The following is a 12,133-nucleotide window of genomic DNA, read 5'->3' as shown; positions in this document are numbered from 1 at the left end:
GAGATATGCATTATTTTTTTATCATCGTAATCTGGTTGCTTAGCATAAATACGGCATGGGCTGATTGCTGGCTTCAGGCTGAAAAAATGTTCAATATTGAATCCGAACTACTTTACGCTATCGCCCAGCAGGAATCGGCGATGAAACCTGGCGCCATTGGTCATAACCGAGATGGTTCAACCGATCTTGGCCTGATGCAAATTAACAGCTTCCATATGAAAAGGCTGAAAAAAATGGGGATTAGTGAAAAACAGTTGTTACAGGACCCCTGCATTTCTGTCATTGTGGGCGCTTCCATTTTATCAGATATGATGAAAATCTACGGTTATAGCTGGGAGGCCGTTGGCGCTTATAATGCCGGGACGTCGCCGAAACGATCGGATATAAGGAAACGTTATGCTAAAAAAATTTGGGAGAATTACAGAAAATTAAAAGGAATGTCAGCAGAAGAGAAAAACAAAAGACTTTCTATCGCGTCAAACAAATAATTATACAGAAATAGCTTACTTTCAGATAGTTCTAAAAGTAAGCTATGTTTTTATCAGCGTGCCGTCGTCATAAGCAACTGGGCTTGCATTGCTTTTAGTTGTACAAACTGTGAGGCGTCTTCCAGCATTCTATTGTTCCGTGAATTCCGGAAATCTGCACGTACCTGCTCCAGATTACTATGAGGATTATCCTTAAGTACAAGGGCCGCCGCCATCGTTCCGGTTCTCCCCACTCCGCCCAGACAATGAATCATCGGTAAATGCTTATCTGATGAACTACGCCCCGGCGCGCCATTTTGGTTACTATTTTTCACCCTATCCGCCAGGTATTCTAACTGATCCGTAGACGGTAACGGCTGGTGATCTGGCCAATTTTTCACATGCAATACCGGGATTGTATACCGCTTTTCCCCGCAGGACAGTTGCATATTGTATTGGTCTATCGCTTCTCCCTGACTGGCTGAGCTCACTTTTTGGCTGTTGGTATGCACCTCGCCAAAGGTGTAGCTCCCTCTGAAATAGGGTGGTAATTGTTTTGCCTGCATCTGATCTTCCGACGTTAACACCACCAGGCATGAGCATTCTTTTTCAAGAAGCATTTTCATATGCGCTGCCAGCGCATCCGGCGTATTTTTTGGGTACGAACCGGCTAATGCCACAGGCTTACCGTCAAAAGTTAACGTATTCACTGGCACAGGCATTCCATCGCTCAGTTTCACCTGGGTTTGCTGATTAATTGGAATGCTGCTGACCGCAAACCGTGCCAGGCCCAGTGTCGGTCCGCTCATCGTCTGTGGCATTGGCGCGCCGGCTTCTATTTTCTCAAGTTCAGCTGTAACATTTTTCAGTTCTTTAGCAATAACGTGAATTTTTTTTACAGCCTGGGTTAATTCATGAGTAGAGGCTTTATCAACCCACCTCTCAACCTCTCCTCCACAGGTTCCCCATTGTGAGAACCGGGCTACACCGACCTGAATATTTGTTAACGTTGTAACATAATCATTAAGTTGTTTAGCCTCTGGAATTTTATTTAAATTCTGTAAATTCGTCATTAATGAACGCAGCGGGCCGTTACCTGAAGCCATCTCCTGGAAGTTTTCTCGCAGGCTATTTCCATCCATTTGTTCCAGTTGCGGTAATGTTCTTTTAAGTCCCTTTAGCGCGATATCGAGTAAAGGTTGCTTACTTTCTGCTCCAACATCGTTATTTTTTTCTGCCACTTTTGTATCGCCGCCTTTTATGACTAAAGCGGCATTCCTGACACCAACATTATCCTTGCTCTTAATAAGGTTTATAAACCCTTCGTCAGCAGCTTTTACACACTCCGTGATCTGCACTGCTAAACGTTGGGTAAGGGGTTTGTTCATATTTATACGGGACATTAACAGTGCGTCATTAACCGCTGTTTCCCCATATTTTTCCGTTAGTGCATGGAGAAATGTCTGTAAAATCTTTTGGTCCTGTACTCTGATATTTTCCGTATGTTTTTGCACCACTTCAGTGTTTTTAAATAACGGCATTTTTCCAAGCCAGGTTAATACTTTTGACGAAAATTTTTCAGGCGCAACATATGCCTTATCAGTATTTTCCTTAGCAATATAAAGTCGGGCATCATTCGACACACCAACTTTTGAAAACGAAGACAACGTTAAATTATTCAATTTTCTCTCCTCATACTTTAGCATATTCCTGCAGTATGTTTTTGAGCACTTCCTGCTGATTCACAAATGACTCAAGCTGCGATATAATATGGTAAGTATTTGTCAGATCGGTAATTGCATGTATAAGCAACAACGTCTCTGCGGCATCAATATACGCTAACGTACCTTCATTATTCGCAGCCAGTTCACCATTAATCACCATAATCTGCCGCCAGATAGAATCGCCACAAACAGGCGATAACGGTATAATCATACCGTTCAATAACCAGATATCATCTTTAGCTTCAATAGACGTAAAAATATCGCTATCGAGTAATAATAAGCACTGATTGTTGTCGTCAAAAGTGAGCGGTAAACCCAATTTCTCACCAATATTAGCGATAATATCCTGGTGTGCTTGCAATTTACTTTCCTCTTGAATTATATCTTTTATAAGATTGCTTCTTCAAATTTAATCTGGTTACACAATGTCTTGATACTTTTTCGCGCCCATCGCCGGGCGCAATATTTCTCTCCTTTAATCCAGTAGAATAGCCATTCACTACGCATCGGAACACATATCAGCAGCTCCTTCGGATCATTTTCAACATGACGTAACTTGCCTTTAATAACAAAACGCGAACTGTCAGCAATATCATCATATATTGCAGCCATACCTGAACCGGGTACTACATGTGTGATGATTTTCATAACAATTAATCTTATTCAATTGTTGTCAAGCGAGAGAAAAATACTACACCCTGGACTCAAGACTTTTTTTAACAACACGGCATATATCCGCAAAGGTCGTCATATCAGGAAGATCGTTTTCATTGCAACTAATGTCAAACTCCTCACTAAGACCAAATACAATATCAATTAAATCCAATGAGTCAGCGTAAAGATCCTCAACCAGATGGGTCTGACCATTGATACTATCAACATCAACGGCAATACAGGAGGTGATCACTTTTTTGACTCTTGCTTCAATATCCATATTCATCGCATCTTTCCCGGTTAATTAACGCTGCATGTGCAAGCCATCAACGGTAGTAATAACCCGATCCACGCCAGGTTTATTCAGGTATGACTCGTAAGCCGGGCCAGCTCGCCAGCTACCGTCTCCGATAAGGCCGTCCAGCACATTACTTAACACATAGTCAGTTTCCCCTTTTAGCCTGGTCAGCCCCGCCTCTCTGGCAAACTGCAGTGCAATCTCAGCCAGTTTTTCTTTTTGTGGATGATGAGTAATGACCTCTTTGAGAGTCTCCATTTTCGCTTTCAATTCTGGGTGCTTGTCAATATCGCTACATTGCGCTTTCAACGCTGCACTCTTTATCGTGTCATTGGGTAATATTTCCGCACGCAAGCCGTCAAACGCTCTGCGTACAGGGAACGGTGTGGAGGTATCTGGCTCCAGGGCTTTACGTATCACACCCAAAAACGTCTCACGGGCGTCGAAATGCATTGAATGCATATTCGTAACGCTCGGTACTGTTGAGAGGAAACTATTTTGCTTAAACTTCAAACCAGAAAATGGGCCAGTCTTATCTGTCTGACTATTATCATTATCGGTCGTACCGGCTTTATTACCTGTAATTACCGTCGTGTCTGATTGTAAGGTATCGGTTTTAACATTCTCGACGCCAGCCAGTTGACTGGCAAGCGGCTTCACATTCACAATCTCTGCCGTCTGGCTTTGCTGTTTATTATCATCAACGCCGTGCACCGTGGCCTGTACCGGCTTGCCGATAATGCTCTTGCTGGTTACGCCATCGACTTCATCAAAAGAGGTTGTTTCACCCGTAGTGCCCTTTTCTGACGTGACCACCTTTCCATCTTTACTTTCGGATGAAGCGTTGGTCACAGCCTCTGCCGTCGCATGAGCCGTGACGTCAATTTTACCCGCGATGCCATGGTCAATTGCCCCTGTGCTGGCGCTGTGTGCCGTCTCCGTTTGATGCGTAGTCGAATCCACACGCGAATGACTATGACTTACGTTGCTGCTGTTAGTCGAATGGTGTGACTCGCCATTGCGTTGGCTGTTATCAATAAATGTTCGGCTATTATCAATCGTCTTCCGGCTATTATCATGGTTGCTATTATCGATATGGCGCTGGCTATTATCGACATGGCTTCGGCTATTGTTAATATGCTTACTGTTATCCACGCTATGGTTACTGCTATCAATATTAATATTGATATTAATACCCGTAGGTTCTGCTTTTTTCCCACCATCAGGTACTGGTCCAGCCGCAGGCTCCGGAATTTTAGGGTCAGGCAGTTTATCTGCAGGAATTTGTGCAAAAACATTACGTAGCAGCAGGGGTATCAACGTTTGCATTTCAAGGTGCCGGGCTTCCCGTCCTACGCTGGTACCCTGCTCTTGCGTTAATTTTTGGTGGCACATATCAAGCGCCTCAACCGCCTTCGCCGCCGCTTTGTCAACAAGGTGCGTAAGATTGCTGCGGGTTAACGGATCTAACGTACAGCCAAAGTTATGTTCAATGCAGCTGGCAATATAGGGCATCACCTCCTGCATAACAAGATTCGTCGATAATTTACTTAATTCACCACCAGTGTTATTTTTGATAATATCTAACAGCTGCTTTTCCAGGTTTTCCAGCTTCGCTTCCGCTTTCTTTGTTTCTGGCAGCCATGGCCCAAAAGCTGACTTTTCTTTCAGGCCATCTTTTATGATTTGCGCGGTATACTCTGCCCCCACCTTCATCAGTAGCGTCTTCGCCTCAGGAGAATCACTGGTGGCGTTGAGCGCTGAACGAAAGAGCCCGGCAAACTCCATTATCGCTTTCTTACCGGCGACATTATTTGAATTGGTAAAAACTTCTTTTAACGCCTCAGCGTCTTTCCCGCATTTAAACAATGCATCCAGACTCGCCTGTTTGATCAGCGCGGGAAAATCTTCCAGTTGCGGGCCTTTAATTTCCCCTGACAGCGTCGTTGTGGCACTTTCTCTGACTGCGGAAAGATTCGCCGCAAGATTCGTGGCCTGCGTTTTGATCTCGGTCTGCATACCTGGCATTATGACGGGGGGCTGAGTCCTTACACTTGTAACCATTATTAATATCCTCTTCTGTTATCCTTGCAGGAAGCTTTTGGCGGTTTCCAGGCTGCTACTTATCGTACTGCTCAGCACTTTTACCAGGTTGTCGTACAATGAATTGGCATTGCTATATTTTTGCGTCAGCGTCTGTAATGTGGTTTTCATATTTTCTTCCTGCGCTTTAAAACCCGACTGCCAGGCTTGATATTTGGCGTTATCCATTTCGAGTTTTGAGTCTTTTCCCGGCGCGCCTAAACCATCAATATCCTGAACCATTTTTTGTAATGGCGTCAGATCAACGGTGACGACATAACCGGATCCATAAGATTTCAGGCAGCTATTCGGTAAATTCAATTCACTGAGCCACTGTCTCGCTTCCGCTTCAGTGGCTACTTTAACGCCGCTGCCTGACTGCGCTGGAAATAAAACGGTATTACTGTTTATTTGATTATATTTATTGACTAAACTGTTTAAATCATTTTTGAGTGAGGTAACATCTAGCTTAACGGTATTACCGTCCTTACCTGGTAATAACCAGCCTCCCATTTTGGAAAGAATATCACTGAAGGCCTGATAAAAATCGGTATAGACTGCGACAACGTTTTCATAAACGCCCAGATAGCTGTCACCTATCGCCGATATATTTTGGGAAACCATATCCCAAATCTCAGCATCAGAAATGGTTGTTCTCGGCTGCGCCATAGGCGAAGCGCTAAATAAGGCCGACGTCGGCGCAGAAAACGCGCTCCGCAGGTTCTCATTTTGTTCTGCGGATAATGACACGCCAGACTTCGCCAGCGCATTCAGGCTGCTGGTCAACTGCTGGCGCGCCAGCGTGCGCTCGTCATTATTCTCTTCAGAGATCGGTGGCGTTGACTGCAGCGTCTGCTGTGCCTGCTGGATTTTAGTAGCCGCCTGCGATAATGAAATGATATCTGTACCGCGATGTTCTGTGGTAGACGGTACCACGGCAGTCTCGACGTGCTCGCTCGCCGAGGGAGTCTGCGGCCGTTCGGCAACGATCCCCGGATGAGGAGAAGCGGAATAATTTTGAATATTAAGCATAATATCCCCAGTTCGCCATCAGGAGCGCGATTAAATCACACCCATGATGGCGTATAGATGACCTTTCAGATTAAGCGCGAATATTGCCTGCGATAGCAGCAAGTGCGGATGCTTTCGACTGGTTAATGCTCTCCATTGTTTTCAGCATTTCCTGAATCAGGCTGGTCGATTTACGTGAACTTTCACGGGCTTCGTCCGATGCGGTGCTGGCAACACGGTTATTCACCTGGCTAATTTGCTGCTCGGAACGTTCCTGAGTAGCGGCGTACTGCCCGGACGCCCCTGCAATACCACCGACCGTGACCGAGTTCTTCATAATCAGATCGCCCGTCATCTGCATCTTGCGCGCATCAATTCGGGTCATATCCATGGTATTCTGCTCAAGACGAATATCGGATTCGACAGACTCAAGACGTTTCGACAGAATAGCCTGATGTTCAGGGGAGATTTGTTTATTACTGTCTTTAATACCCAGACTTTCCGTGGCGCTGGTTCCGGCATTAGATTTAAGCGTCGCATCATTAAGATTTTTTGTCGCATCGGTACCGGTTTTCTTCATATTTAACGATTTCAGAGAATCGACGCCTTCAGCACCGAGTTTGACGCTATTCTGCCCGTTCAGCACGTTTTTAATACTGTGGCTTTCAGTGGTCAGTTTATCGATCTTCGCGGCATTATGTTTAAGCGCGCCTCTTTCATTCTGCAGCCCCTTATATTCCAGTTTGGCGCCCACGCCAGTGATCCCCAACTGAAGCGCGCTCTGGGAAATACTACCGGACAACGCATTCATCCCTTCGCGCATCATGGAGCTTGCTGTCGTTTTAGCTGCATCAAAGCTGACTAATGACAACTTACCAGACAGTTTGCTATCAGCCTGGTTCAACGTCAGCATTAACGTATTCGCGGCAGCCAACAGCGCAACGGCACTGGAAGACATTCCGCTAATATCAAAAAACTTTCCGACTTCTGCCTGCTGCTCGCGTAACTGGGTTTGCACAACCTCATTCGCTTTAGTCGTGACATTATTTGCCAGAGCATTCAAATCCTGATTCATGTCGGTATTTTGAATACTGGCTTTTAAAAAGGACGTGATCGTTCCGGGGGTTTGCGTTAATACCCCTGGCGCAGGCGCGCTCAGTGTAGGACTCAACCCCAGGTCACTGACTTTACTGCTGCTAATACCAATACTATTCAGAATATCTTTAGCGCTAACGGATTGCGAAGCTGTCTGTGAACTATTCTCAACAGAATGATTATTTAAATAAGCGGCGGGATTTATTCCCACATTACTAATTAACATATTTTTCTCCCTTTATTTTGGCAGTTTTTATGCGCGACTCTGGCGCAGAATAAAACGCGAAGCATCCGCATTTTGCTGTACCGCAGAAGACATGGCTTTTTGCAGTTCCGCCGTTACCTTCTGGTTTTCACCAAATATTTCTACGGATTGTTTAAGCCACTGCTGAATCTGATCCATGGCAAAACGGGCGAGCATAAAATCAGCAAGCGCCTCGCTGGCATTTTTAATAAATACGCCCTCGGCAACACCACCGGCTGACTGGGCTGCGGTATTCGTGACTTCCATGCCCAACGCCACTTTATTTAGGGTATTACCTACCAGCTCTTTACTTAAGGCATTCGTTTGCAGGCCCATCTTGCTACCTACATTACCCAGACCGCTAGTAATACGTTGCATCCCCTGGGTAAAGAGTTTGCTGCCGTTTTGCGCCAACTGTTTCAGCACGTTAGGCACCAACTTCTTAATCGTTTCGCCCATCATTTTGCTCAGCGCGTTACCCAGTTTCGCCGCCGCGCCTTTCCCGACAACTGCGACCACCACAATGACCGCCACCATGGCAATAGCGGCGACAATCGCACCAACAATGCTGCCGGCCATCTCTGCCGTTTTCTTATCGACGCCTAATCCTTCCAGCGCTTTGGTAATCGCCTTGCCAATCAGCTCCATTAACGGCTTCAGCACATGCTCCATAATCGGGTTTAGCGCCTGCTGAATAAACGACACCCCCGTCGCCGCCTTCACAATTTCATCGGCCACCATTACCGCAAGTCCCACCGCAGCCAGCGCCAGACTCGCCCCACCGGTAAAAACAGCGGCCACAACGCTGACAATGGTTAGCAGCGCGCCGAGGACTTTCCCGATACATCCCATAATGCGGTTCGTTTCCTCGGCTTTGCGCGTCTCTTCCTGGAATTCAGCCGATTTCTTTTCCATCTCCGCCTGACGCCCTTCCTGCAAGGCGTTGAAAAGCGCAAGATCGTTTTGCAGGCTTTCTTCCGTATTTTTGCCCACAATCTCAATAAACATGGCCATGAGCATAGTGAGGCGGGCGACATTTGACAGATTATCCTGCTCACCCTGGGAAACCTGATTCTGAGAGGCGGCATTAGCCGTTCCCTGGAATTTGGTCAGAATGTTATCCGCTTTCTCGGCTTTCGCTTTGGCGTCTGTGCCTGCTTTAACCGTCGCATCCGTGGCCTTATCTAAGGCCTCTTTCGCCTCTGTCGCTTCTTTTCCGGCCTGTTCTACCGCGGCTTCAGCTTGTGCATAGCCGGGGTCAGCCGGGTCCAGCGATTGCAATTTATTTTGCGCCTGCGTCAGTTTTTTGGTCGCAGCGTCATAAACACTCTTGGCGGTATCCGTCTTTTTGATACTGGCTTCATAGAGATCCGTCGCCTCCTGAGCCTCTCCCAGAGCCGTCTGGAATTCTTTCGATACCTGAATCCCCATCTCTTTTTGTGACTCAATCATCGCCTGCCATACCGCCAGACGAGACTCCAGTTGAGACAGCGAAACATCACCCAGTAGCGTCATTAACTTGCCAAGCAGTAATGTCAATTGCCCTTCGCTGGAGAGTTTTTCCCGGGCGGCGTCCGTAGGCGGCTTCAGACCCACCGTATTAATAGCGCTCTCGCCGGACTTTGTTCCGGCTTTAAGGTCGCCCGCTTTCGTTGCCACCACATCTTTAAAAGCTTTATCCGCCGCTTTTAAAAAGTCCGTGTTCTTACGAACGCCTTCAAAAGCCGCCTCAGCGAGGCGCGGATTTTGGGTATATCCGCTACGGCTAATGCTACTTGCGTCATTTACCATAATTATTCCTTTTCTTGTTCACTGTGCTGCTCTGTCTCCGCCGTTTTTAGCGCCTCCAGATAGACCAACGCTTTTGCCCGCAGAGACTCATCTTCAGTACGTTCATTGACAAGTTCAAAACACTGTCTGGCTTTTGCTGCCTTACGCATTAATAATTGACACTGCCCGGTAAAAAAAACGGGGCGATAATCATTTTTAAGTAACGTAAACGCTACTGCATAAAGGTCACATGCTTTCTGAAATTGTTTTTTCAGTTGGCATACCGCCGCCAGTCCCATGGTGTAATCGGGATTGTAAAAATCATAAATGCATAAGAAACGAAAGAATGTCTCAGCTTCATCCAGTCGTCCCTGGTTATAAAACTCATAAGCATGAGCATATAAACCGTCCATCATATCTTGAGGGATCCCATGAACGTCTTTTAGCGTGGCGCCTTCACTAACGGCATCCCAAATCATTTCCGCAACACGTTCTTCGCTGACATTATTTTGATAATCCATTACTTACTCCTGTTATCTGTCACCGACTTTGTAGAACTTAACGACTGCGTTTATCTGATGCAGTTATTAAACCCCGACGGTGGTTAGTGAACATTCAAAAAACGCCCAATGAATACATCGCTACTGCTTTACGCGGCTCAATGCCGTACCTCGTTTTCTTGTGGCTGAATAACGTCTTTGCCCGCGTTTTCTACCTCTTCCAGCCAAACCAGAAGACGTAAAACTTCATCAATTTCTTCCAGACTCACCAGATCATAACGGCGATGGGTTTTGAAAAGACTGCGCGCCAGTTTGATATCGACGATCACAGGTACGCCAACCTTCTCCGCATAGGCGCGGACGGCCAGTGCGCGCTGATTCGTTTCATACACCGAGATCATCGGAATCGGCATCAATTCGGGTTTAAAATAAATCCCGATCGTAATATGCGTGGGGTTGGCAACAATCAGGCGTGAGTTTTCAATATCAGATTTCACCTGTTCAGACAGAATTTCCATATGAACTTCACGTCTTTTAGATTTAACCTCTGGGTTCCCTTCCTGCTCCTTCATTTCACGCTTCACTTCTTCCTTATCCATTTTCATATCTTTCATGGTCAGGAAATATTCCGCAATAGCATCCAATAATAAGACAATCAATGCGCAAGCAAGGCAAGTTAATACCAATGCGAGGAGAAGTTCACGCCAAATGACGGCAATACCTACAATATTGCCATTTAGCTGAGAAAAGATTTCAACCTTATATTTCTTCCAACAAATGATGGCGGCCACCACAAAGGATGAGAGATACAGTAGGGTTTTGACCGTATCTTTAACCGTGCGCATACTAAAAAGTTTTTTTGCCCCTTCTACCGGGTTTAACGCCGATAAATTAGGCTTTAATGCTTCTGTCGCCAGCACAAAACCGGCCTGTAATAACGCCGGTAATGCGGAACACACTAAGCAGAGCAGCATAAATGGAATCAGATATTTTAACCCTATCCCAAAAACGGCCAAACTGTAGTCAGCCATGCTCTGATCAAAATTATCCGCAATAATGATCTTAATTATCCCCATAAACTCATTAAATGAGCCATACGACACCAGATAGGCAATTCCTCCCAGCGTCAGGCAGGCGATAATGAGATCTTTACTTTTAAATGACTGGCCTTTTTTAGCGGAGTCTTCCAGCCGTTTTTTAGTCGGTTTTTCTGTTTTATTCGAGGACATGCGTCGCCCCTCGCTCGTAAAACCAACTGCTTAACCCTGTGGCCTGGAAAGAGAGTCGCAGTACATTGTCCGGTAGTACCGGAGAGAAATAAAGCAGCATAATTAAAACGGCAATACCGCTTTTTACCGTCAGTGAAATCGCAAAAGCGTTCATTTGCGGAGCAAAGCGCGACAATAAACCCAGGAATACTTCTGACAGCAACAGCACTAATACCACCGGACTGGCCAGAACCAAGGCGTTTTGAGCCACCTGATTAATAAACGTTAATAGCGGCGGTAATGAAGGCGTGCACTCGTTCATCGGATCGCATAGCTGATAGCTTTTATTTAACACGTCAACCATCGTGACCAGACCGCCGTTTTGTAAATAAACGACAGCGGCAAACATATTCAGGAAATTAGCCATTTCCGAGGTATCAATACCGTTTGCCGGATCGATACTGCTACTTAGCGTTGCCCCTCGCTGGTTATCGATAATACAACCCAGCGCATGCATAACCCAAAAAGGCCATGACAGCAGACAGCCCAGCATGACGCCTACCGCCGCTTCTTGCAGAACTAACGGGATCATCGCCACCGATAAAAACGGCGGCGCCTCGTTCAATGCATGCGGCCATACTCCCAATGCCACCAGGATGATAATGGCGTTTCTCGGCGCGCCGCTTAATACCCCGCTATTCAAAAACGGCAGGAAGAAAAAAATCGGCGCTACGCGAGCAAACCCTAGTGCCGCAGACGCAACCAGGTGATGAATTTCAAAGTACAACGCGTAAAGCATTTTTTACCCCTTAGCCAACGCCAGGAATATCACCTGACGCCCGTAAGAGAGTAAAACTTCGCCATACCAGCCAGACAGTAAAAACAAGCATAAACACACGCCAAGTAATTTAATGCCAAAAGGCAGCGTCTGTTCCTGTAATTGCGTTACCGTCTGGAATAACCCTACCAGGAGGCCGATAATCGTTGCGACAATCGTCGGCCACCCTGACAGGATCAAAACAAGATAGAGCGCCTTATTACCTGCAAACACTAAATCATCCATTTAACTATCCCGTCTCG

General features: G+C 46.1%; 13 protein-coding genes. 1 reads left to right on the top strand and 12 read right to left on the bottom strand.

Going from position 1 to position 12,133, the window contains the following annotated elements; genetic code table 11:
- Positions 1-5 precede the first annotated feature (5 nt).
- Positions 6-488, top strand: coding sequence for an SPI-1 type III secretion system invasion protein IagB (gene iagB, locus J1G48_RS04855; protein ID WP_000558929.1), 483 nt, complete (start codon positions 6-8; stop codon positions 486-488).
- 53 nt (positions 489-541) lie between these two features.
- On the opposite strand, the gene sptP is transcribed toward iagB, so the two are convergent.
- From sptP to spaQ, 12 genes are all read right to left on the bottom strand, one after another.
- Positions 542-2,173 carry an SPI-1 type III secretion system effector GTPase-activating protein SptP gene (sptP, locus tag J1G48_RS04850; protein ID WP_000922298.1) on the bottom strand — a complete coding sequence of 544 codons (1,632 nt, stop codon included), beginning with the start codon at positions 2,171-2,173 and terminating at the stop codon, positions 542-544.
- Positions 2,160-2,552, bottom strand: a complete 393-nt coding sequence (sicP, locus tag J1G48_RS04845; RefSeq protein ID WP_001147853.1) for a chaperone SicP — start codon at positions 2,550-2,552, stop codon at positions 2,160-2,162. Before sicP ends, sptP begins: the two co-directional genes overlap by 14 nt.
- A gap of 26 nt (positions 2,553-2,578) precedes the next feature.
- Positions 2,579-2,839 (bottom strand): hypothetical protein, encoded by a 261-nt coding sequence (locus J1G48_RS04840; protein WP_000692254.1) that lies wholly within the window; start codon positions 2,837-2,839, stop codon positions 2,579-2,581.
- Positions 2,840-2,882: 43 nt separating this feature from the next.
- A complete protein-coding gene (locus tag J1G48_RS04835) occupies positions 2,883-3,131 on the bottom strand; it encodes an acyl carrier protein (protein ID WP_001055579.1) in 249 nt (82 codons plus the stop codon).
- A gap of 18 nt (positions 3,132-3,149) precedes the next feature.
- A complete protein-coding gene (gene sipA, locus J1G48_RS04830) occupies positions 3,150-5,207 on the bottom strand; it encodes an SPI-1 type III secretion system effector SipA (protein ID WP_000258819.1) in 2,058 nt (685 codons plus the stop codon).
- Between the two features lie 18 nt (positions 5,208-5,225).
- Positions 5,226-6,257 (bottom strand): SPI-1 type III secretion system needle tip complex protein SipD, encoded by a 1,032-nt coding sequence (gene sipD / locus J1G48_RS04825; protein WP_000932249.1) that lies wholly within the window; start codon positions 6,255-6,257, stop codon positions 5,226-5,228.
- A gap of 70 nt (positions 6,258-6,327) precedes the next feature.
- Positions 6,328-7,557 (bottom strand): SPI-1 type III secretion system needle tip complex protein SipC, encoded by a 1,230-nt coding sequence (gene sipC, locus J1G48_RS04820; RefSeq protein ID WP_000909019.1) that lies wholly within the window; start codon positions 7,555-7,557, stop codon positions 6,328-6,330.
- Between the two features lie 27 nt (positions 7,558-7,584).
- Positions 7,585-9,366 (bottom strand): SPI-1 type III secretion system needle tip complex protein SipB, encoded by a 1,782-nt coding sequence (sipB, locus tag J1G48_RS04815; RefSeq protein WP_000245788.1) that lies wholly within the window; start codon positions 9,364-9,366, stop codon positions 7,585-7,587.
- A 2-nt stretch (positions 9,367-9,368) separates the two neighbouring features.
- A complete protein-coding gene (gene sicA, locus J1G48_RS04810; protein WP_000386309.1) occupies positions 9,369-9,866 on the bottom strand; it encodes a SycD/LcrH family type III secretion system chaperone SicA in 498 nt (165 codons plus the stop codon).
- Between the two features lie 137 nt (positions 9,867-10,003).
- A complete protein-coding gene (gene spaS, locus J1G48_RS04805; protein ID WP_000097719.1) occupies positions 10,004-11,074 on the bottom strand; it encodes an SPI-1 type III secretion system export apparatus protein SpaS in 1,071 nt (356 codons plus the stop codon).
- Positions 11,061-11,852: an SPI-1 type III secretion system export apparatus protein SpaR gene (spaR, locus tag J1G48_RS04800; RefSeq protein WP_000964940.1), complete on the bottom strand. Its 792-nt coding sequence runs from the start codon at positions 11,850-11,852 to the stop codon at positions 11,061-11,063. The genes spaS and spaR overlap by 14 nt, the downstream gene beginning before the upstream one ends.
- A gap of 3 nt (positions 11,853-11,855) precedes the next feature.
- Positions 11,856-12,116 (bottom strand): SPI-1 type III secretion system export apparatus protein SpaQ, encoded by a 261-nt coding sequence (gene spaQ / locus J1G48_RS04795; RefSeq protein ID WP_000342503.1) that lies wholly within the window; start codon positions 12,114-12,116, stop codon positions 11,856-11,858.
- Positions 12,117-12,133: the final 17 nt, after the last annotated feature.

Origin of the sequence: Salmonella sp. SAL-020, assembly GCF_017372215.1 — a bacterium.
GTDB lineage: Bacteria > Pseudomonadota > Gammaproteobacteria > Enterobacterales > Enterobacteriaceae > Salmonella > Salmonella enterica.
Note: the sequence above shows the minus strand (reverse complement) of the source record. Positions and strands in the feature narration are given on the sequence as shown.

Coding starts and splice junctions, on each gene's coding strand:
- sptP (WP_000922298.1), bottom strand. CDS start 2,173: ATGCTAAAGTATGAGGAGAGAAAATTGAATAATTTAACGTTGTCTTCG.
- J1G48_RS04835 (WP_001055579.1), bottom strand. CDS start 3,131: ATGAATATGGATATTGAAGCAAGAGTCAAAAAAGTGATCACCTCCTGT.
- spaR (WP_000964940.1), bottom strand. CDS start 11,852: ATGCTTTACGCGTTGTACTTTGAAATTCATCACCTGGTTGCGTCTGCG.
- sipD (WP_000932249.1), bottom strand. CDS start 6,257: ATGCTTAATATTCAAAATTATTCCGCTTCTCCTCATCCGGGGATCGTT.
- J1G48_RS04840 (WP_000692254.1), bottom strand. CDS start 2,839: ATGAAAATCATCACACATGTAGTACCCGGTTCAGGTATGGCTGCAATA.
- sipC (WP_000909019.1), bottom strand. CDS start 7,557: ATGTTAATTAGTAATGTGGGAATAAATCCCGCCGCTTATTTAAATAAT.
- sipA (WP_000258819.1), bottom strand. CDS start 5,207: ATGGTTACAAGTGTAAGGACTCAGCCCCCCGTCATAATGCCAGGTATG.
- sicA (WP_000386309.1), bottom strand. CDS start 9,866: ATGGATTATCAAAATAATGTCAGCGAAGAACGTGTTGCGGAAATGATT.
- iagB (WP_000558929.1), top strand. CDS start 6: ATGCATTATTTTTTTATCATCGTAATCTGGTTGCTTAGCATAAATACG.
- spaS (WP_000097719.1), bottom strand. CDS start 11,074: ATGTCCTCGAATAAAACAGAAAAACCGACTAAAAAACGGCTGGAAGAC.
- spaQ (WP_000342503.1), bottom strand. CDS start 12,116: ATGGATGATTTAGTGTTTGCAGGTAATAAGGCGCTCTATCTTGTTTTG.
- sipB (WP_000245788.1), bottom strand. CDS start 9,366: ATGGTAAATGACGCAAGTAGCATTAGCCGTAGCGGATATACCCAAAAT.